This window comes from Mesorhizobium sp. M7A.F.Ca.MR.362.00.0.0 (assembly GCF_004023175.1).
In the GTDB taxonomy this organism is placed as follows: Bacteria; Pseudomonadota; Alphaproteobacteria; order Rhizobiales; family Rhizobiaceae; genus Mesorhizobium.
Genome location: NZ_RZTF01000011.1, coordinates 14,195 through 35,720 on the forward strand (window position 1 = coordinate 14,195; position 21,526 = coordinate 35,720).

The following is a 21,526-nucleotide window of genomic DNA, read 5'->3' on the forward strand; positions in this document are numbered from 1 at the left end:
AGATAGATGTAGGCCGTTATCGAATAGGTCTCGAAGAAGCGAAAGGAGCCGGCGGCGTAGACCTTGCCCATCTGCGTGATGTCGGCAACGCCGAGCACCGAGACCAGCGAGGAATCCTTGACCAAAGCGACGAAATCATTGCCGAGCGGCGGCAGGATGGTGCGGATTGCCTGTGGGAACACGATCAGCCGGAAACGCTGCGCGCGTGTCAGCCCAAGCGCCTTCGCCGCTTCGATCTGACCCTTCTCCACCGCCTGGATGCCGGCCCGGAAAACCTCCGAGATGAAAGCCGAATAGCCGATGGTCAGCGCCATGATGGCGCGCCAGAGCAGCGACACGTCGCGCACCAAAAGCTCGCCGAACAGGCCGGCGTTTTGCAGCGGCGCGGTCAGCGCGTTCCAGGCCGCGACGAAGGCCGGCGCGCCGGCAAAGGCGATCCAGAACAACAGCACCAGGATCGGCACGCCGCGGACGATCTCGACATAGAAGCGCGCGATCTGGCGCAGCCAGCGCGAACCGGACATTCCCATCAGCGCGATGCCGAGCCCAATGGCCGACGCCAGCACGAAGGCGATCACGGTGACGAAGATGGTGACGCCGATGCCCTTGGCGACCGTGGCGAACACCTGGGCATAGAGGTTGCTGGTGGCGACGAAGACGGCCACCGCGATGGCGAGGGCTGCGGCAACGACGAGCCACCAGGGGAAGTCGGCTTTGGACGAAGAGGAAGGCGTTGCCATCAGGCGATGCCGGCCAAGCAGACGTGGGGGCAGAGGGGGGCGTTCAAGCGCGAAGTCAGCGCGAAATCACTGCCCCATCTTGTAATCGAGAAACCATTTCTTGTTCAGCGCATCGAACGTCCCGTCCGCCTTCAACGCAGCGATTGCCGCGTTGATCGGCTTCACCAGGTCGGAACCCTTGGGGAAAATGAAACCGAAATCCTCGGTGCCGAGCGGCCCGCCGATCAGTTTCAGTTTGCCCTCGGAGGCGTCGACATAGCCTTTGCCAGCGGTGCCATCGGTCAAAACGACATCGACGTCCCCGGACTTCAGTGCCTGCACGGTCGCGCCGAAGGTTTCGAACAGTTTGATGCGCGGGTTCTGCTCATTGCCGTCGAGCACGCTATAGACGGCGGTGTAGAAGGGCGTGGTGCCGGCCTGCGCGCCGATCAGCCCGTCCTTGAAGTCGCCGAAGGTCTTGGCGTCAGTGAAGCGGCTCTCATCGCCGCGCACCAGCATGAACTGTTCCGAGCGCATATAGGGGTCGGAGAAATCCACCTTCTCCTTGCGGTCGTCCTTGATGGTGATGCCGGTCATGCCAATGTTGTACTGGTTGTCGGAAACCGCCTGGATCATCGCATCCCAGGAAGTGTTCTGGTACTCAACCGTGAAATTGAGCCGCTTGGCGATCTCGTTCATCGCATCATATTCCCAGCCGATCTGTTTGCCGGTCTTGGCATCGATGAACTGCAGCGGCGGATAGGCGTTTTCGGTCACAACCACCACCTTTTTGCCGCCGAGGTCGGGCAGCGCCTGCGCGAAGGCGGCAACGGGCGTCAGGACGAGGGCAAGCAGGCCTGCCAGCAGCAGTTTCGATTTGGTCATGACACACTCCCCGGAAATTGACGGACCCGGGCATGGCCGGGCTTGCAGGAAAATCCGGCGCCGACTTTAGCTTTCCGCAGGCGTCATGCAAGACGCTCCGCTGCGTCAGGACGCGCGAAAGCGGATTCCGATGCCTTCATTTCCGGGATTCAGGAATGAACGGCGTCGCGGCAGCGATCAGCTCCGCTTCGCGATGCCGGCACCTGCCTTGCGCAAGCCGGAGACGAACCGCGTCAGGGTGCTGTGCAGGGATTTCAACTCGTCGGCATCCAGCGGCAGGTTGCAAAGCATCGCCGCCGGCACGCTTTTAGCCTGCTCACGCAACGCTTGGCCCTTCGCTGTCGGCTCGACCATAACCCGGCGCTCGTCGGCGGGGTCGCGCCGGCGTGTGACCAGTCCGCCAGCCTCCATCCGCTTGAGCAGCGGCGTCAGCGTCGCCGAATCCAGCCCAAGCGCTTCGCCAAGCTCGCCAACCGTGCTTGGAGCTCGTTCCCACAGCGCCAACATGGCCAGATATTGCGGATAGGTCAGGCCGAGCGGATCGAGCAGCGGGCGGTAGAGCTTCGTCATCAGCCCGCTTGCCGAATAGAGCGCGAAGCACAGCTGCTGGTCGAGCCGCGGAACGTGAAACGTCCCGATGGCCTCCGCCGGGACGTCGCTGGTGCTCTTTGTCGTCTTTTCCGTCATGCCGCCTTTACCGAAAGCGCTACGTCGACATTGCCCCTGATGGCGTTGGAATAGGGGCAGATCTTGTGCGCCTCCGATACAAGCGCTTCCGCCGCCGCCTGATCAAGGCCTTTCGTTTCCGCCGCGAGCGCGACGCCGAGCTTAAAGCCTTCGCCATTGGGAAGCAGGCTGACGGTGGAGGTTACCCCGGCATCCGTCAGCGACAGCTTCTGTTTGCGCGCGACGAAGCGGATGGCGCTTTCGAAGCAGGCGGCATAGCCGATTGCGAACAGTTGCTCAGGATTGGTGGCGCCCCCCGGCCCGCCGAGCTCCTTGGGCATTGCCAGATCGACCTTGAGCAGACCGTCGCTGGTCTCGCCATGACCGGCGCGGCCGCCGGTGACGTGAGCCTGTGTGGTGTAGAGTGCCATATCAAATCTCCAATTACCTTGTGCACGATTATTTAGTGCACAATGTAATGCGCCGTCAACAGCCGGCTCCTGTGTCTGGCGCTGAAAGCGTTCACAGTCTGGTGAAACGAAAAAAGGCGGCCGAAGCCGCCTTTTTGAATGGGATGTCCGAAAACCTTATTCGGCGGGGGTCGCTTCCGCGGCGGCCTTGGCTGCTGCTTCGGCCTCGGCGGCGGCCTTCTTCTCGGCGGCGTCCTGGGCGGCCTTCTCGACGGCCAGGGCCTCGGCTGCTGCCACCTTCTCGGCCTCGATGCGGGCCTTCTCGGCGTTCAGCGCATCGCGCTCCTCATCATTCAGCTTGCGGGCGCGCACGCCGGTGTTTTCCGAAATACGGGCCGATTTGCCGCGACGATCGCGCAGGTAATAGAGCTTGGCGCGACGCACCTTGCCGCGGCGAACGATTTCGACGCCTTCAACCATCGGCGAGTAGACCGGGAACACGCGCTCGACGCCTTCGCCGTAGGAAATCTTGCGAACCGTGAAGTTCTCCTGGAAGCCGGCGCCGGCGCGGGCGATGACGACGCCCTCATAGGCCTGGACGCGGGTGCGGGTGCCTTCGGTCACGCGGACCTGGACGCGCACGGTGTCGCCGGGCTGGAATTCGGGAAGCTTGCGCTTGGCTTCGATCTTGGCGGCCTGTTCGGCCTCGAGCTGACGGAGAATATCCATCTCAAAAGTCCACTTCTTGTTCTTCCGACAGTCAGAGCGTCCGACACTCGCCTTGCAGTTCCATTGACCGCTTGGCTATGCCTTTTGTCTCCAAGACATTTGTCTTTGAAACATCAGGCAGGGGCGACTACACCGTCATTGTTGACGGGTCCGGCAGATTCTTTCTGGCCGGCACGGGCGGGCACATACAGCTATTTCGCCGCTTTGTCACGCCTTGGGCGCGCATTTTCTGCTCTCATGGCACCATCGTAATCCTGCCGTGCCGGGTTGCGCCGGTCGTTCAGGCTTTCTAAGCCTGAAATAACACAGTTTTGAGCGGCCGCAATTCATGTCTGTCTTCGATGCCATCCTGCTGTTTCTGGCGGGCTTTCTGTCAGGCGCCGCCAATGCGGTCGCCGGTGGCGGCACCTTCATCACCTTCGGCGCCATGACGTTGGTCGGCCTGCCGCCGATCGTCGCCAACGCCACCTCCTCGGTGACGCAATTTCCAGGCTACATCACCTCGACCCTCGCCTACTCGGCCGATATCAGGCACTTCTGGCGCGGCGCGCTGCTGCTGTGCCTGATTTCGGCCGTGGGTGCACTGGCCGGCGCGCTGATCCTTTTGGCGCTCGACAATCCGTCGTTTCGCGCTCTGGTGCCGTGGCTGCTCTTGGCCGCGACAGCCCTGTTCGCAGCCGGCCCCTGGCTGAAACCAGTGCCGAAGCCCGGTCATGAAGCGGCGGTGGGCTCACTCGCCGGCTCCCTGGCGCAGTTTCTCACCGCCATCTATGGCGGCTTCTTCGGCGCCGGCATGGGCGTGATGATGCTGGCGACGCTCGGCCTCACCCAGGCCGGCGACTATCACCGGCTGAACGCGCTGAAGAACATGCTGGCCATGGTCATCGCGGCGGTCGCTATCGTCGTCTTCGTCTCGGGCGGCGTCGTCGCCTGGCCGCAGGCGATCATCATGATCCCGGGCGGCGCGCTCGGCGGCTATGCCGGCGTCTGGATCGCCAAGCGCGTGCCACAAAACGCGGTGCGCGGCTTCGTCGTCGCTGTCGGTCTGTTTCTGGCTTTCTATTACTTTTGGAAAGGGTGAGCGGCGGCGCCCAACAAATCCGGACGCCGCTCTTTCGTCAACGCCTCTGACTCCGTCCGACGCCACGCGGCGATCTTCTTGTGATTGCCCGAGACCAGCACCTCGGGTATCTCGCGGCCTTCAAACTCCTGCGGCCGCGTATAGTGCGGATGTTCGAGCAGGCCGTTTTCGAAACTCTCCTCCTCGCCCGACACCGCGTTGCCCATCACGCCGGGCAACAGCCGCACCACCGCATCGAGCAGAACGAGCGCTGCCGGCTCACCACCCGAGAGGATGAAATCACCGATGGAGACTTCCTCCAATCCCCGCGCGTCGATCACCCGCTGGTCGACGCCTTCGAAGCGGCCGCACAGGATGACGGCACCCGGCCCAGCGGCCAGCTCGCGCACACGCGCCTGGGTCAGCGGCTTGCCGCGCGGGCTCATCAGCAGCCGAGGCCGCGCATCGCCTTCCGGCGAAGCATGGTCGATGGCTTTCGCCAGCACGTCGGCGCGCATCACCATGCCGGCGCCGCCGCCGGCGGGCGTGTCGTCGACGGTGCGATGGCGGTCGGGGGCGAAGTCGCGGATCTGGATCGCCTCCAGCGACCACGTCCCGGCCTCCAGCGCCCGGCCGGCCAACGACAGGCCGAGCGCGCCGGGAAACATTTCGGGGTAAAGCGTCAGCACCGAAGCGGAAAAACTCACCGGTTGCCCCCGGCATCGCTCGGTCCGCGCGGCCGGCCCTTCGGATCGAAGTCTTCCTCGCGCGGGCCATCGCCATCCTCGTCGTCGACCAGCCCGGCAGCCGCCGGATCGACACGGACAAAACCCTCGGCGATCGACACTTGCGGCACGGCGGCCTGTGTGAACGGGATCAGCACGCCCTTGCGCCCGCCCAGCGTCACGTCGAGAATATCGCCGCCGCCGAAATTGTGCACCGCGACCACCTTGCCAAGCACGGCAGCCGTGTCGTCGCGGACTTCGAGGCCGACGAGGTCGGCATGGTAGAATTCGTCTTCCTCGCCGTCGTCCGGCAGCATCGAACGGTCGACGAACAGCTCCGTGCCTGCCAGCGCCTCGGCCGCATTGCGGTCGGCAATGCCCTTGAAGCGGACCACGACGACGGTGTTGGCAGGCCTGATGTCGACGATCTGGAAGGCGCGCCCGTCCCTGGCGTAGAGCGGCCCGTAATCGGCCAGCGCCAGCGGCTCACCTGTGAAGGTCTTCACCCGCAACTCGCCCTTGATGCCATGGGCGGCGCCGATCACGGCCATCTGGACAGGGTTCTGGGGCTTGCTCATGGCGCTTTTACCTTCGTCATCCACGGGCGGAGCAGGCGCGAAGCGACTGCGCAGACCCGAGGATCCATTCCGTTACGGCGACCAAAAAGCACGGCAGTTCAGAAAGGGTCACGAGTCTCGTTCCTGCCAACTCTTTATTTGCAAACACTTCGCGTGGTCTCCACCGCAAAGCTATCAGACTTGTAACGCAGCAACGCTCGCAGGTCACGGCATGGATCCTGGGGTCTCCGCGACGTCGCTTCGCTCCTGCTCCGCCCCAGGATGACGAAGGGGGCGGGCATTTCAGCCAATCACCAAGGTAGTCACCTGCCACCAATCGATGGTCTCCTAACCTCAGCCGGCTGTCATTTCAATGACGGCTCTTCACCGCTTCCTAACCCGAATACCCGAAAATGCCGCCATGCAGGAATTCCTGATCCCGGCCAAACCCGATCTCCAGGCGGCGCGCGAAAGCTGGCTGAAGATGCTCGCGCGAGAACGTCGGCTGTCGCCCAAGACGGTGGAAGCCTATGAGCGCGACACGCGCCAGTTCCTGCATTTCCTCACCGGCCATTGTGGCGGCTCGCCCGGCATTTCGGACATCGCCGATCTGCGCCCGGCCGACCTGCGCGGCTTTCTCGCGGCGCGGCGCAATGCCGGTGCCGGTGCCCGCACGCTCGGCCGGGGTCTCGCCGGCATCCGCTCGCTGCTGCGTTTCCTCGAGCGGCGCGGCCTCGCCAATGCGGCCGGGGCGGCAGCACTGCGCGCGCCGCGCCAACCCAAATCGCTGCCCAAGCCGCTGACAGCGAGCGATGCCAAGCATGTTGTTTCCATTGAAGGCCAACTGGCGGAGGAACCCTGGATCGCAGCGCGCAACGCCGCCGTGCTGACACTGCTCTACGGCTCCGGCCTGCGCATTTCCGAGGCGCTTGGCCTCGCCGGCGCCGATCTGGCGTCGGCGGCCGACACGGTGCTTCGCGTCACCGGCAAGGGCGGCAAGACGCGCCTGGTGCCGGTGCTGCCGGTGGCGCTCAGGGCGATCGCCGAATATCGCCGGCTCTGCCCCTACCATCTCGACCCCAAGGGCCTGTTGTTTCGCGGCGCCCGCGGCGGTCCGCTCAACCCGGCCATTGTCCAGCGCGACATGGCCAAGCTGCGCTCGGCGCTCAACCTGCCCGATACCGCGACGCCGCATGCGCTGCGCCATTCCTTCGCCACGCATCTGCTCGGCCGCGGCGGCGATTTGCGCACCATCCAGGAGCTCTTGGGTCATGCCAGCCTGTCGACGACGCAGATCTACACCGGCGTCGACACCGCGAGGCTGCTCGAGATTTACGAATCAGCCCATCCACGGGCATGAACGCCAGTAGCGTCGCATAGTATCGGTGGCCAAACGTTCACCATTGGCCGAAAGCCTCCCCAACGTCGTCATCCCTGGGCGAAGCAGGAGCGAAGCTCCGTCGCGGAGACCCTGGGATCCATTCCGTGACCTTGACCGTAGAGTGTAGCGGAACAGAATTCTGCACCGTGGCGCGCACTCGGAAGTCGCGGCATGGATCCTCGGGTCTGCGCCGCGTCGCTGCGCTCCTTGCTCCGCCCGTGGATGACGAAGCGATGGATGTTTACGCCAAATGCCAAGGTATGCGGCGACCACTGGCGAGGCGCTGAGCGGTTCTGCGCTGAGAAACTAATGCGCCTCGCGCCGATAGATCCACAGCTGCGTCGGCGGGATGTTGCGGAGGATGAAATCGAAATGCTTGACCGTATAATTGCCACGGCCGGGTGGGATCGGCGACATCGGGCCATAGGTCAGCTGCACGATCGGCCGTCCGGCCGGGATGCGGTCGAGCAGGCTCTCGATATAGGCAATGCGCTGGGCGACCGGGAAGTTGAGCAGCGGCACGCCGGAAACGACGGAATCGAAGATCATCCCGCTCTTGTCGCCAAGCGTGGCGTTGAGGTTGAAGGCGTCGCCCTCGATGACGTTGACGCCGGGATAGAGTCGTCGCAAATGGCGCACGAAATCCGTGGAATATTCGACGGCGTAGAGGTTTTCGGGCCGTACGCCCTGGGCGAGGATGGCGCGGGTGATGACGCCGGTACCGGGACCGACCTCGAGCACCGGCAGGCCGGATTTAGGATCGACGATCGAGGCCATCTTGCGCGCGGTGATTGAACTGGTCGGCACGATCGAGCCAACCGTCTTCGGCTTGTCGATCCAGCCCTTGAAGAATTTGAGTTCGTCGTCGAACTTTTCGACAAGCGCCTTCCGCAGTCCAGGGCCACGTGTCATGCAAGCTCTCCTCAGCGCTCCCCGCAAAGTTACTTAGCACCTGAGCGGTGCTAGGCAAGGCGCGGCCGGACGCATGTCGTGGATAAGATAATTTTCGTCGCGTCTCAAGGGGTGACGCGATTCAAGGATTTACGCGTTGCAATCGGCTTAGGCTGGCCAAAGTGCATCAACGTTCGCCGAAGGACTCGAAAAAATCCTTCATGCGGGCGAAAAAGCCGCTCGATTGAGGCGAATTGTCCTGCGAGGAGAGCTGTTCGAACTCCTCCAGCAGTTCGCGCTGCCGGCGGGTCAGGTTCTGCGGCGTCTCGACTGCGGTCTGGATATAGAGGTCGCCGATATTGGGCTGGCGCAGCACAGGCATGCCCTTGCCCTTGAGGCGGAACTGGCGCCCGTTCTGGGTGCCCTCGGTCACCTTGACCTTGGTCTGCGTGCCGTCCAGCGTCGTCACCTCGAAGGAGCCGCCAAGGGCGGCCGTGGTCATCGAGATCGGCACCTTGCAATACAGATCGGCGCCGTCGCGTTGGAAGAACTCGTGCGGTTTGACCGCCAGGAAAATATAGAGGTCGCCCGAGGGCCCGCCGCGCAGGCCGGCTTCGCCCTCATTGGCAAGGCGGATGCGGGTGCCGTCCTCGATGCCGGCCGGGATGTTGACCGACAGCGAACGCTCCTCGGTGACGCGGCCCTGGCCGGCGCATTTCGGGCACGGATCCTTGATCGTCTGGCCGCGCCCCTGGCATTGCGGGCAGGTCCGTTCGATCGAGAAGAAGCCTTGCGTGGCGCGCACCTTGCCGTGGCCGTTGCACATCGAGCAGGTGACGGGCTGGGTGCCGGGCTTGGCGCCGCTGCCCGAACATTCAGAGCACGATATCGACGCCGGCACGCGGATTTGCGCGGTCTTGCCGGCAAAAGCCTCTTCCAGGGTGATTTCCATGTTGTAGCGCAGGTCGGCGCCGCGTTCGCGGCCGCCCGACGAACGGCGCTGGCGCCCGCCCATCATGTCGCCGAAAATGTCCTCGAAGATATCGGCGAAACCGCCGGCGCCAAAACCTTGCGCGCCGCCATTCATGCCGCCCTGTTCGAAAGCGGCGTGGCCGAAGCGGTCATAGGCCGCGCGCTTCTGCGGGTCTTTCAACGTCTCGTAGGCTTCGTTGATTTCCTTGAACTTGTGCTCGCAGGAATGATCGCCGGGGTTGCGGTCGGGATGGAACTGCATGGCAAGCTTGCGGAAAGCGCTCTTGAGCTCCTTCTCGTCGGCGCCTTTTTGGACGCCCAGCGTCTCGTAGAAATCAGCTTTCATTTTTTCCCGCTGTCCGGATGCTCAACGTCTTGAAGCATTGTTGCGTCTCTTGCCGGCACTGACGCTTCGATTTAGGTGCGATGGAAGGGGGATGCCAGTGTCGACGCGGCTTTGCCTGCATTTTTTCAGCAAGGCCCGCTGTTTTTCTGCAAGGGGTTGCAAAAAAGCCCGGCCTTCGCCGGGCTTTTCGCTTTATCTTGCCGTCAAACGGTTCAGGCCGACTTCTTCTTGTCATCGTCCTCGTCGATTTCCTCGAAATCGGCGTCGACAACGTCACTGTCCTTGGCGGCATCCGCCTTGGCGTCGGCTTCCGCCGCTTCCTTCTGCGAAGCCTCGTACATGGCCTGGCCAAGCTTCATCGAAGCCTCGGCAAGCGCCTGGCTCTTGGCTTCGATGTCGGCCGGGTCGTCGCCTTCGGTCGCGGTCTTCAGCGCCGCGATCGCGTCGGAGATCGCCGTGCGCTCGCCTTCCGAAACCTTGTCGCCATATTCCTTCAGCGACTTCTCCGAGGAATGCAGCAGCGCTTCGGCCTGGTTGCGGGCCTCGACCAGCGCACGCCGCTTTTTGTCGGTCTCGGCGTTGGCCTCGGCGTCCTTGACCATCTTCTCGATGTCGGCGTCCGAAAGACCGCCCGATGCCTGGATGCGGATCTGGTGCTCCTTGCCGGTACCCTTGTCCTTGGCCGAAACGTTGACGATGCCGTTGGCGTCGATGTCGAAGGTGACCTCGATCTGCGGCACGCCGCGCGGCGCCGGCGGGATGCCGACCAGGTCGAACTGGCCGAGCGCCTTGTTGTCGGCGGCCATTTCACGCTCACCCTGGAAGACCCGGATGGTCACGGCCGACTGTGAGTCCTCGGCCGTCGAGAACACCTGGCTCTTCTTGGTCGGGATCGTCGTGTTGCGTTCGATCAGGCGGGTGAACACGCCACCCAGCGTCTCGATGCCGAGCGACAGCGGCGTCACGTCGAGCAACAGCACGTCCTTGACGTCGCCCTGCAGCACGCCGGCCTGGATGGCGGCGCCGAGAGCGACGACTTCATCCGGATTGACGCCCTTGTGCGGCTCCTTGCCGAAGAACTGCTTCACGATCTCCTGGATCTTGGGCATGCGGGTCATGCCGCCGACCAGGACGACTTCGTCGATCTCGCCGGCCTTCAGGCCGGCATCCTTGAGAGCCGCCTTGCAAGGGGCAATCGTGCGCTGGACCAAGTCGTCGACCAGCTGCTCGAACTTGGCGCGCGTCAGCTTCAGCGTCAGGTGCTTCGGCCCGGTCGCGTCGGCGGTGATGAAGGGCAGGTTGATTTCGGTCTGGGTGGTCGACGACAGCTCGATCTTGGCCTTTTCAGCCGCCTCCTTGAGGCGCTGCAGGGCAAGCTTGTCGTTCTTCAGGTCGATGCCCTGTTCCTTCTTGAACTCGGCCGCCAGATATTCGACCAGGCGCATGTCGAAATCCTCGCCGCCGAGGAAGGTGTCGCCATTGGTCGACTTGACCTCGAACACGCCGTCGCCGATTTCGAGCACCGAAATGTCGAACGTGCCGCCGCCAAGGTCATAGACGGCAATGGTCTTGCCTTCCTTCTTGTCGAGGCCATAGGCAAGCGCTGCCGCGGTCGGCTCGTTGATGATGCGCAGCACTTCAAGGCCGGCGATCTTGCCGGCGTCCTTGGTCGCCTGGCGCTGGGCGTCGTTGAAATAGGCTGGAACGGTGATGACCGCCTTCTCGACCTTCTCGCCGAGATAGGCTTCCGCCGTCTCCTTCATCTTCTGCAGGATCATGGCCGAGATCTGCGAGGGCGACTGCTTCCTGCCGCCGGCTTCGACCCAGGCATCGCCATTGTCGCCCTTAACGATCTTGTAGGGGACAAGCTTCTTGTCCTTCTCCGTCACCGGATCGTCATAGCGGCGGCCGATCAGGCGCTTGACCGCGAAGATGGTGTTTTCAGGATTGGTGACCGCCTGGCGCTTGGCCGGCTGGCCGACCAGACGTTCGTCGTCGCCCGAAATGGCGACGATGGAAGGCGTCGTGCGCGCGCCTTCCGCATTCTCGATCACCTTGGGCTCCTTGCCATCCATGATGGCGATACACGAGTTGGTGGTGCCGAGATCGATACCGATTACTTTTGCCATTTTTCTAGTCTCTCCGCTAAGCAGGCTATCAGGACCCGTACAGGCGTTCCGACGAAAGCCCCTGTTCACAAGAAATCCCGTTCCGGCAACCGGCATTCCGGCGCCGAACGGCTTGGCGCGTATATAAGAACAGGCGGCATCGCGCGCAAGCATTCTGCGCAAGGCTTCCATGAACCTTTCCACCTCCGCCTGCGACTGATCTCCAGGTGCCGCATGGTGCGGCCCGGAAAGGAAGCCCCCATGACCAATAACCCAGAGACTCCCAGGTCTCCGGGAACAACAGGAGCTCGGCGCGACCACCGCCTTCGGGACGAGGTCGATGCGCTGGGCTTTCTGTTGATTCCGTTGACCCTGCGTAAGAGCAGGCGTATCGTCATCTTGAGGAAAGCAGACAATTCGATCAGGGAAGAACGAGCCGGACCGCCGCGCCTTGCCCTGATTTGCGCGGCCAGACCCGACGTTCTCCCGTCGACTACGGGGGGTAGTGTCATGTCTCGCATCCGCGGCTCGTTCGTGTCGTCTCTTGCTGGCGGCTTGCGCCGCGCTGCGCATCCAGGCGGGTTGCTGGCACTCGGCCTGTGGCTGGGCGCCGCGCAGGCGCAGGAAACCCGGATCATTTATCCCGGTTCGATGGCGGTGACCGGATTTTCCGGCACCATCATTCCCAATTTCGACCCCCCTGATTCCGAAAAAGAGGGACTGCCGCCCGGCGTCGATCCGGTCGACGAAACCTTCATCGACACCACGCGCGCCACCTTGCGCGTCTTCGACGTCTCGCAACTGGGCGGACCAGCCACCGGCCAGCTCGTCAACACGCCACCGCCCTTCGAGGTGACGGCGGAGCAGGTCGGCCAGGTGTTCGGCGTCACCTACGATGACGGCGTGCGCGACGGCGTTCCGACGGGCATTCCCAATCTCTATGCCGGCGCCACCTCGCTGCACGGCATCCGTATCGTCACCCCGGACGCCGACGATGACGGCCGCCCCGAGCGGCAGCGCCGCGGCGCTGCCGGCGCCATCTTCATGGATGGCCAGTTCGGCACCGAAAACGGCGGCGGGCCGGGCACCGTCTGGAAGATCGACGGCATCACCGGCCAGGTCTCCAAATTCGCCGACATCGACACCAACAGCGGTCCCGGCATCGGCAATCTCACTTTCGACGCCACTCACCGCGAGTTCTTCGCGTCCGATCTCGATACCGGCCTGATCCATCGCATCGATGCCGAAGGCAGGCTGATCGACAGCTTCGATCACGGCGTTGCCGGCCGTCCCGCGCATGGGCTTGCTCCAGTCGCCGACGACGGTTCGGTGATGGACATAAAGGGAGCGACCTTCGACAGCGAAGACCCCGACAGCTGGGGCTACACGCAGGACGAGCGCCGCGTCTGGGGCGTCTCCTACCATGGCGGCCGGCTCTACTACTCGGTCGGCGAAAAGTCGGAAATCTGGTCGGTGGGCATCGCCCGCGACGGCAGTTTTGTCGGCGACCCGCGCTGGGAACTGACGGTCAAGGCCGACAAGGACTACGCCGTCACCGACATCGCCTTCGACAATAGCGGCTTCATGTACCTGGCCCAGCGCGGCCCAGTCGAGAACCGCTACGATTACAGCCAATTCGCCGATTCCGGCAAAGGCGAGGTCATCCGCTACTTCCGAGAGAACCCGGACGATCCGGAGACGGAATCGGTCTGGGTCGAAGTGCCGCAGGAATATGCGGTCGGTTTCCCGCAGGGCAACCGGCAGGCCGCCGGCGGTCTCGACCTGCAATATGGTTATGATTCCGACGGCAATCTCGACACATCGGTCTGCACGCAGACGCTGGTCAAGTCAGGCGACAAGCTGCGCGACAATCCTTCACTCGCCGAACGGCTCGCCGCCGGCGGGCCGCTGGCCGTGCATGGCGTCCAGATCACGCCGAAAGAGCTGGTCAAGCCGGCCAACGTGCCGCCCTTCGGCTCCTGGTTCGTCGACTTCGACGGTTATTTCGAAGATCCGGAGGTCGAGGGCCATGTCGGCGACGTTGCCGTCTGGCATCCTTGCGAGGGCCGCGCCGGCTATTACGAGGAAATCCCGGGCGGCTACCTGCCCCCCTTCTACCCGCCGGATTTCCCACCACCCGGCAACCTGCCTCCGTGCATCGATGTCGAGGATATCAGGTATTACTGTACGCCTCGCGGCCTCCAGGCCGATCTCTATCTCCATGACCATGCCGGCTTCGGCGGCGATTCGATCAAGGCCCAACCTTCCAATGAGACAAAGTCCAGGACGCCAGGCGTCGGGGTGACATCATCCCAGTCGCATGCGCCCGGCAAGCCTTACACGGTCGACATCACCGGCCACTATCCGGGCGACAGAGTGGATGTTGGACTTTGCTTCTACAGGAAGTCCGACAAGGACAAGGGTGGCTACTACCCTTGCTGCAAGATGATCTTGCCGCTCCGAACCCCAGCCGTCAGCTGCGAACGTTGAGGAGGGGAAGATGAAAAATCTCGCACTCTCCCCGCTCACGACGAGCTCGCAATCCACAGTCATGGAGACGATCATGAAACCCCTGTCATACGCCAGGCGCGGCGCGCGCTGGCTGATGGCGGCCGGTATCGCGGTCGCCATGTTCACCCCTGTGGCAAGCCACGCGGAAGACGCCGCCCCGATCACCCCGGAACTGAGGCTCGATCTCGACAATTCGAAGATCGTCAATCCGAGGCCGGAGCGGGCGGTGCCCTTCTTCACCAAGAAAGGCACCCAGCGGAGCTGCGACTATGTCGTCTACTCCCTGAGCTTTGGCCTGCGCGGCGATGCGCAAGCCTTCGCCGACCTGACAGCCTTGCTGAAAACGCTCAAGATCGAGTTCAAGGACCAGCTTCCACACGGCCTTTCGATCGTCAGCGCGAATGTGTCGGGCGACGGCACGGACGCTTCGGGCGGACCATTGCCCGGCGTTTCGATCAGCACCTCGGCCGGTCCGAACGACACGGCAACGGTGTCCGATTTCCGGCTCTCCGCCGCTGATCTCGACGGCGCCGGTGCCGCCAATGAACGCGTCATCAACTTCCAGATCACGGCCAAGATCGACCATGCGGCGTTTCCTTCGCCGACCGTGATCGACAACCAGGGTGTGATCAAGGTCAGCAACGGAGCCGGCCCCGGGACCATTATCCCGTCGCAGGATCCGGGCAAGCCCGACGATGGCGACTACAAGTCCGGGGCCAAGACCTCGATCAAGATCGACCTCACCAACTGTGATAAGCGGCCACCGCCTCCCGACCGGGAATGCTTCAAGGTGGAACGCGGCACGGTGGACTGCGTGCCCGGCGGCGGCGCTTTCATCTACCACATGCCGGTCGGCCCGGAGATGGGCGGCAAGTGGGTGCAGGTGTCGACGACCACATCAGGCGTCACCATCATCCCCGACACCCAGTTGGTGCCGGCGGGCGGCGGTGTGCTCAACTGGAAGATCGTCGGCGCATCGCCCGGCGACGTCATCCACCTCATCGTCACCGGCATCGAAACCTATGCCGGTCCGAAGGAAGGCTGGGGCCTTTGCTGCACGCAGACGATCGACATCGTCATCCCGCGTGACCAGAGGTGCCCGCCCAAGGACAAGGAGCCGGACCTCAAGGTCGAGAAACGCGCCGACGTGACGCGTTGCACGATGGGTGGCGGCTGCGACTTCACCATCAGGGTCACCAATGTCGGCACCGGTGCCTACCACGGCAAGATCGTGCTCGACGAGGTGGCGCTGCCGGCCGGATCGACGCTCGATTCAGGACCCAATCCGCCCTGGGTCTGCGTACCCGGCGCCACCCCGATGATTTGCACCTACCCGGTGACCACGCTCAATCCGGGGGCCTCCGTCAACCTCAAGCTCGGCTTCAAGCCGGCCGGAGGCTGGCAAGGCAGCGTCTTGCGTAACTGCGCCACCTATAATTACGGCGCCAGTGGCAAGCCGCTGTTCGGCAGCCAGTCGAACGATCGCGGCTGCGCCTCGATCCCGATCTGCCGGCGTGGCGATCGTGACCGCGACTGCCGGCCGCCGGTCGAGAAGAAGGTCGACCTGATCCTGAAGAAGCGTGCCCGCGTCCCGGTCTGCACGGCCGACGGCATCTGCCACTTCGTGATCGACATCATCAACAACGGCACATCGACTTATAACGGGCCGCTGACGGTGATCGACAGCTACCCGGCCGGCGCGCCGGCCTCCTCGACCTTCGGCCCAAGCCCGCCATGGACCTGCGTACCGACAGGTCCCGGCCTGTTCCGCTGCGACCATGCGGGGATCTCGCTGCCTCCGGGCGGCTCGACGCCGATCGTCGTCAAGGCGGTCATGCCGGCCGGCTATCAGTCGGACATTGTCGAGAATTGCGCGACGGTGAAGCCCATCCCCGGCGAAAACGACCTCACCAACAACAAGGCCTGCGCCAAGGAACGCTTCCGCCATCCCAATGGCGGCAAGCCGACCCTGCGCATCACCAAGGTCTGCAACGGCTCGCTCGCCGGTGCCGCGCTGATCTCTTGCCGCATCACCGTCATCAGCCTTGGCACCGCTGCCCCCACCGGTCCGGTGCGGGTCAACGATGCCGCCACGCTGGTGGCCGGCGGCGCGCCTGTCCAGATCCAGACCGTCACCCCTGACGGCGCGGAATGGGCGTGCGGACCGGTTCCGGCCAACGCGCTGTCGTGCCAGATTCCCGGTGCCGTCATGACACCTGGAACCAGTCGCCACTTCGACGTGACGGTTTCGGCCAATGGCGCGTTCGAAAACTGCGCGCGCGGCTCCTATGGGCCGGCACCGGGCGACGACGTCGTCTATCCCTTTGGCCAGGCCTGCGCCAAGGGCGGCGGCGCCTCGACCATCCGTGTCGAAAAGACCGGCGACCGCGAATGCAGGCTCGGCCAACCCTGCTCGTTCGAGATCACCGCCACCAATGACGGAGCGACCGCCTTCTCCGGGCCGGTCCGCATTGGCGATGCGATCGGCGTGGAGGGTCTCGGCAGGCTGGAAGGCGTTGAGATCACGTCGATCGATCCGCCCTTCGGCTGCTCGCCGGCACCGGCAACCTTGCCTGCGTCCTGCATTGCCAATTTGTCGCTCGGCGCCGGCGAAAGCCGGGTGCATCATGTCACCGTGGTCATTCCCGACGACGGTCGTCTGGCCAATCTGCAGGGCAATGTCAGCGGCCAGAACTGCGTCGGCGTGCTCTCTCCCGACACACGGGTGCAAGGCGGTGGCGACGTGCTTGGCGGCGATCAGGCCAATGTGCAGGGCGATCGCGGCAAGGCCTATGCCTGCCATCCCTTCACCATCAGCCAGGAGACGAAGAAGGAATGCTCGCAAGGCTTCGTCATGAACGATGCCGGCCGCTGCGTCTGCCCGGAAGGCACCACCTACCGCAACGGCCAGTGCTCGCCGGGCGGCGGTATCGTGCCGAAGCCGGAACAGCCGAAGCGCTGTGTGCTGCTCGAAGGCCAGATCCGCACCGAGGACGGACGTTGCGTCTGCCCACGCGGAACCGGGCTTGAGAACGGCAGATGTGTCAGGACCGACAAGCCCGAGCAGTGCACCGTCCGTGGCCAGGTCCACAATGCCGATGGCGATTGTGTCTGCCCCAGGGGAACCGAGATCCGGGGCAATGCCTGCCGCCCGATCCAGCCAAAGCCTGAGCAGTGCACCATCCGTGGCCAGGTCCACGATGCCGATGGCGATTGTGTCTGCCCCAGAGGGACCGAGGTGCGCAATGGCGCCTGCCGTCCGATGCGGCCAAAGCCCGAGCAGTGCACGATCCGTGGTCAGGTTCACGACGCCGACGGCGATTGTGTCTGCCCAAGGGGTACCGAGGTCAGAAACGGAGCCTGCCGCCCGATTCGGCCGAAGCCTGAGCAATGCACGATCCGTGGCCAGGTCCATGACGCAAAGGGCAATTGTGTCTGCCCGAGGGGTACCGAGGTGCGGGGCAATGCCTGCCGGCGCAAGCAGCCGACGCAGGAGCAATGCGACATACGCGGCCAGGTCCACAACAAGCGTGGCGAGTGTGTCTGTCCGCGTGGGACGCAGGTGATCAACGGCGCATGCCGCAAGCCCAGGCAAGAGGTGGAATGCGCACCGGGCTCGCAGATGATCAACGGCCAGTGCCAGCCGATCATCAGGCGGCGCTGCCCGGAAGGTACGATCGGACGCTATCCGAACTGCCGGCCGCTCCGCGGGCAACCGTCGCTGGAGCTCAACCCCGGCCTGCTGCTGCAGCAGGTACTGCCACGGCGCAGGCCGCAGGTCGAACAGCAGCAGGATCCGGTTCCAGACAGAATCCTGAAACTCCAGCAGCAATAACGATCTGCTCGACGCCAGACCAGAAACCCGCCGGAGCAATCCGGCGGGTTTTCTTATGGCTCCGAGGCAAGCGGAAATTGGCTGCGACAGGATCGCGGACGCCGCAACGCCACCTCCGGCCGTGCAGCCGCCGCGCCCGTGCCCTCGACAAGTCGGCTGGAGCGCATTAGGCAGTCGATAGAGTGGCCGAACGTGAAGGGCACTCGGAAAGGCCGCATCCATGAGCAGAAAGACCCTGATTGCACCGTCGGTGCTGGCGTCGGATTTTTCCAAACTCGGCGATGAGGTCGAAGCGGTGGCGGCGGCCGGCGCCGACTGGATCCATCTCGATGTGATGGACGGGCATTTCGTGCCCAACATCACCTTTGGCCCGCCGGTGATCAAGGCGATCCGCAACCGCACCGAGGCCTTCTTCGACTGCCATCTGATGATTGCCCCGGCCGACCCCTATCTGGCCGCTTTCGCCGAGGCCGGCTGCGATGGTTTGACCGTCCATGCCGAAGCCGGCCCGCATCTTGACCGCTCGCTGCAGACCATCAGGAATCTCGGCAAGAAGGCCGGTGTGTCGCTCAATCCGGCGACGCCGGAAAGCGTGGTCGAATATGTGCTCGACCGGCTCGACCTGATCCTGATCATGACCGTCAATCCGGGCTTCGGCGGCCAGGCCTTCATCCCGGCGATCGTCGACAAGGTGAAGCGGGTCAAGGCCCTCATCGGCGGCCGGCCGATCCGCATCGAGATCGACGGCGGTGTTTCAGCCGAAACCGCGCCGCTGGTCACCGCCGCCGGCGCCGACGTGCTGGTGGCGGGCGCCGCCATCTTCAAAGGCGGCAGCGTCGAGGCTTACCGTCAGAACATCCAGGCGATCAGGACGGCAGCCGACCACGCAGCCGGCTAACCAGCGCTTTTCCCGCGTTCAGCCCGGCATGCCGGCCAAGGTTCTGGTACCGGCCGAGGCTTGTGATGGTCTGATGCGCAACGGTATCGGATCTGGAGCGGCTGCCTGATTCGGCCTCAAGGGTCCCCACAGCAGACAGTTGATCCCGCGCGCATACAAAAGAACAGAAAGAACAGATTCTCCTGCGTGCATACAAAACATGTTAAGTTCCCGCAGGTTGTGAAAATGAGCGGAATTACAGCATTGAGCTCCAGATGCCGCATATTCCTTCGTGCTAAAGTACAATAACGTGATCTTGTGCTTGAGCAGGCGAATGCCCGCACTGTATGGTACAAGTACGAGAAGGCGAATGCTTTCGGACTCGAATCGCCCAGGACAAGTCTTGGGGACAAGGAGTCGCTATGACATACGGAGCTGCCAATCTGAACGACGACGCTGCGGGACCGAAGAGTACGCTTGCCAGTACGGTCTATCAGCAATTGCGGGATGATCTTCTCGGTGGTGTTCTTGAGGCCGAGAGCAAGCTGCGGGTCGAATGGGTGGTCTCCAAATATGGAGCCGGCGCCTCGCCTGTCCGCGAAGCTCTCAATCGCCTCGCCTCGGAAGGACTTCTCGGCCGGCACGATCAGCGCGGCTTCTTCATCATGCCGGTCAGTGCGTCGGAACTCGAGGAGCTGACGCGCACCCGCTGCTGGCTCGAGGAGCGGGCGCTTCGCGAATCCATCGCCCACCGCACCGCCGAATGGGAAGAACAGCTCGTGCTGGCGCTGCATCGCCTGGGACGCGCGTCACGCCTGTCTCCGCAGGATCTCTTTTCGCTCAATCCCGATTGGGAGAGGCTGCATCGTATCTTCCACAGGGTGTTGATTTCGGCCTGCCGGTCGCAATGGCTGGTGGGGTTTTGCGACCAGCTCTCCGATCACGCCTATCGCTACCGGCAAATGGCCAATGATGGCGAGGGCGTCCAGCGCGACGATTTCGGCGAGCATCGCCTGATCGCCGAATGTGCCCTGGACGGCAATGCCGACGGTGCCGTCGAGGCACTGCTCAACCATTACCAGTTGACTGCCGCCATGTGCATGAAGCGCTTCGAGCAGGACGACGAAACGAAGGAGCTCGCCGGCAAACGCGCTCGGCGATAACAGCCGATTCCCGGCGGGCTCTTGCGCTCGTTTCTTGCTAGCAATCCGCGTCGAGCGCGGCTGGCGTGAACCGCTGTCGGCGGGCTTGACGGCGCGGCCAAGAACCGCGAACTCTCGCCGCCGAGGCATGCCGCGACAGGCGCATGCTCAGCGCCGCCGCACCCAGGGAAGTCTTCATGAGCAATCATCTGTTCGATGCGTTCCGGTCCCGGATGCCGGCGCCAGCGCGCTTGCTGATGGAAACCGATGATGGCCGCTCGCTCACCTATGGCGATATGCTGGCCCGCTCGGCGCAGCTTGCGCATGCGCTCCTGCAACTCGATGTCGAACCCGGTGACCGCGTTGCCGTGCAGGTCGAGAAGAGCCCGGAAGCGGTCATGCTCTATCTCGCCTGCCTGCGAGCCGGCGCCGTCTTCCTGCCGCTCAACACCGCCTACACGCTGGCTGAGCTGGAGTATTTCTTCGGCGACGCAGAACCACGCCTGGTCGTCTGCGATCCGGCAAGAGCGGCCGACATCGGCGCGCTGGCGGAAAAGACCGGCGCCGTCACCGTCACGCTCGGCCGCGACGGCCGGGGATCGCTGACCGACCAGGCCTCGCGACTGCCGACGGATTTTCATGACGTGGCGCGTGGGCCGGATGACCTCGCGGCGATCCTCTACACGTCGGGAACCACCGGCCGGTCGAAAGGCGCCATGCTCGGCCACGAGAATCTTGCTTCGAACGCGCGCGTGCTGGTCGAGCACTGGCGTTTCACTGGAGACGACGTGCTGATCCACGCATTGCCGATCTTCCACACGCACGGCCTGTTCGTCGCCACCAATGTCGTCCTGATGGCCGGCGCCTCGATGCTGTTCGAGCAGAAGTTCGATCCGGCCCGCATCGTCTCGCTGCTGCCGCGTGCCACGGCCCTGATGGGCGTGCCGACCTTCTACGTGCGCCTGCTGCAGCAGGATGGGCTGGACCATGAGGCGGCAAAAAACATCCGTGTGTTCATTTCCGGGTCGGCGCCGCTGCTGGCCGAGACGCACAACTCCTGGCGCGAGCGCACCGGCCACGCGATCCTCGAACGCTACGGCATGACCGAGACCAACATGAACACCTCGAACCCCTATGAGGGCGAGCGGCGCGCCGGTACCGTCGGTTTCCCTTTGCCCGGCGTCACGCTTCGCATCGCCGATCCAGACAGCGGCGCAGCGCTTGCGCAGGGCGAGGTCGGCATGATCGAGGTGAAGGGCCCAAACGTCTTCGGCGGCTATTGGCGCATGCCGGAGAAGACCAAGGCGGAATTCCGAGCCGACGGTTTTTTCATCACCGGCGATCTCGGTATGATCGACGCCGACGGCTACGTCCACATTGTCGGCCGCGGCAAGGACCTGATCATATCGGGTGGCTACAACATCTATCCGAAGGAACTCGAAAGCGAGATCGACGCGCTCGACGGGGTTAGCGAAAGCGCCGTCATCGGCGTTGTCCATGCGGATTTCGGCGAAGGTGTCACCGCTGTCGTCGTGCGTGCGCCGTCATCGCGGATCACCGGTGCCGAAATTCTCGGCGCCATCGCCGGGCGGGTGGCGAAATACAAGCACCCGAAGCGGGTGATCTTCGTCGATGAACTGCCGCGAAACACCATGGGCAAAGTACAGAAAAACGTGCTGCGCGATACCTACAAGGACATATACGCACCATAG

Annotated in this window: 17 protein-coding genes; 7 read left to right on the top strand and 10 right to left on the bottom strand. The window is 63.7% G+C overall.

Translation table 11 applies throughout. The annotated features are described in order from the left end of the window. The 5 genes from EOC06_RS03090 to rplS form a co-directional block, all read right to left on the bottom strand. A partial coding sequence (locus EOC06_RS03090) for an amino acid ABC transporter permease (RefSeq protein WP_245469301.1) occupies positions 1–740 on the bottom strand: 740 nt, incomplete at its 3' end. Positions 741–806: 66 nt separating this feature from the next. Next, positions 807–1,604 (bottom strand): basic amino acid ABC transporter substrate-binding protein, encoded by a 798-nt coding sequence (locus EOC06_RS03095; protein ID WP_127382870.1) that lies wholly within the window; start codon positions 1,602–1,604, stop codon positions 807–809. A gap of 177 nt (positions 1,605–1,781) precedes the next feature. Further along, a complete protein-coding gene (locus tag EOC06_RS03100) occupies positions 1,782–2,291 on the bottom strand; it encodes a MarR family winged helix-turn-helix transcriptional regulator (RefSeq protein ID WP_128307060.1) in 510 nt (169 codons plus the stop codon). Continuing rightward, a complete protein-coding gene (locus EOC06_RS03105; protein WP_127267363.1) occupies positions 2,288–2,701 on the bottom strand; it encodes an organic hydroperoxide resistance protein in 414 nt (137 codons plus the stop codon). Before EOC06_RS03105 ends, EOC06_RS03100 begins: the two co-directional genes overlap by 4 nt. A gap of 156 nt (positions 2,702–2,857) precedes the next feature. After that, positions 2,858–3,409, bottom strand: a complete 552-nt coding sequence (rplS, locus tag EOC06_RS03110) for a 50S ribosomal protein L19 (protein WP_013528861.1) — start codon at positions 3,407–3,409, stop codon at positions 2,858–2,860. Between the two features lie 328 nt (positions 3,410–3,737). Between rplS and EOC06_RS03120 the strand changes: the two genes are divergently transcribed. Next, positions 3,738–4,490: a sulfite exporter TauE/SafE family protein gene (locus tag EOC06_RS03120; protein WP_127267362.1), complete on the top strand. Its 753-nt coding sequence runs from the start codon at positions 3,738–3,740 to the stop codon at positions 4,488–4,490. Here the strand turns inward: EOC06_RS03120 and trmD are convergent. Both trmD and rimM read right to left on the bottom strand, forming a co-directional pair. Further along, on the bottom strand, positions 4,472–5,176 hold the full coding sequence (trmD, locus tag EOC06_RS03125) for a tRNA (guanosine(37)-N1)-methyltransferase TrmD (protein WP_128307061.1): 705 nt from the start codon (positions 5,174–5,176) through the stop codon (positions 4,472–4,474). The genes EOC06_RS03120 and trmD overlap by 19 nt on opposite strands. Continuing rightward, positions 5,173–5,772 (bottom strand): ribosome maturation factor RimM, encoded by a 600-nt coding sequence (gene rimM / locus EOC06_RS03130; RefSeq protein ID WP_127330189.1) that lies wholly within the window; start codon positions 5,770–5,772, stop codon positions 5,173–5,175. Before rimM ends, trmD begins: the two co-directional genes overlap by 4 nt. Positions 5,773–6,172: 400 nt before the next feature. On the opposite strand from rimM, the gene EOC06_RS03135 reads away from it, so the two are divergent. Further along, positions 6,173–7,111: a tyrosine recombinase XerC gene (locus tag EOC06_RS03135; RefSeq protein ID WP_127270058.1), complete on the top strand. Its 939-nt coding sequence runs from the start codon at positions 6,173–6,175 to the stop codon at positions 7,109–7,111. Positions 7,112–7,438: 327 nt separating this feature from the next. Here EOC06_RS03135 and pmtA read toward each other — a convergent pair whose 3' ends face one another. From pmtA to dnaK, 3 genes are all read right to left on the bottom strand, one after another. Then, the gene (pmtA, locus tag EOC06_RS03140; protein ID WP_027040201.1) at positions 7,439–8,044 is read right to left on the bottom strand and encodes a phospholipid N-methyltransferase PmtA; all 606 of its coding nucleotides are present in this window, start codon (positions 8,042–8,044) and stop codon (positions 7,439–7,441) included. 166 nt (positions 8,045–8,210) lie between these two features. Then, positions 8,211–9,341, bottom strand: a complete 1,131-nt coding sequence (dnaJ, locus tag EOC06_RS03145; RefSeq protein ID WP_023810873.1) for a molecular chaperone DnaJ — start codon at positions 9,339–9,341, stop codon at positions 8,211–8,213. 212 nt (positions 9,342–9,553) lie between these two features. After that, entirely contained in the window at positions 9,554–11,470 is a 1,917-nt protein-coding gene (gene dnaK, locus EOC06_RS03150; protein ID WP_023810872.1) for a molecular chaperone DnaK, read from the bottom strand. A gap of 213 nt (positions 11,471–11,683) precedes the next feature. On the opposite strand from dnaK, the gene EOC06_RS03155 reads away from it, so the two are divergent. The 5 genes from EOC06_RS03155 (at position 11,684) to EOC06_RS03175 (ending at position 21,526) form a co-directional block, all read left to right on the top strand. Beyond that, on the top strand, positions 11,684–13,939 hold the full coding sequence (locus tag EOC06_RS03155) for a hypothetical protein (protein WP_164762606.1): 2,256 nt from the start codon (positions 11,684–11,686) through the stop codon (positions 13,937–13,939). A gap of 10 nt (positions 13,940–13,949) precedes the next feature. Continuing rightward, a complete protein-coding gene (locus EOC06_RS03160; RefSeq protein WP_128307062.1) occupies positions 13,950–17,795 on the top strand; it encodes a DUF11 domain-containing protein in 3,846 nt (1,281 codons plus the stop codon). Between the two features lie 220 nt (positions 17,796–18,015). Next, a complete protein-coding gene (rpe, locus tag EOC06_RS03165; RefSeq protein ID WP_127271687.1) occupies positions 18,016–18,693 on the top strand; it encodes a ribulose-phosphate 3-epimerase in 678 nt (225 codons plus the stop codon). 401 nt (positions 18,694–19,094) lie between these two features. Further along, entirely contained in the window at positions 19,095–19,835 is a 741-nt protein-coding gene (locus EOC06_RS03170) for a GntR family transcriptional regulator (RefSeq protein ID WP_127320269.1), read from the top strand. A 176-nt stretch (positions 19,836–20,011) separates the two neighbouring features. After that, positions 20,012–21,526 (top strand): malonyl-CoA synthase, encoded by a 1,515-nt coding sequence (locus EOC06_RS03175; protein WP_128307063.1) that lies wholly within the window; start codon positions 20,012–20,014, stop codon positions 21,524–21,526.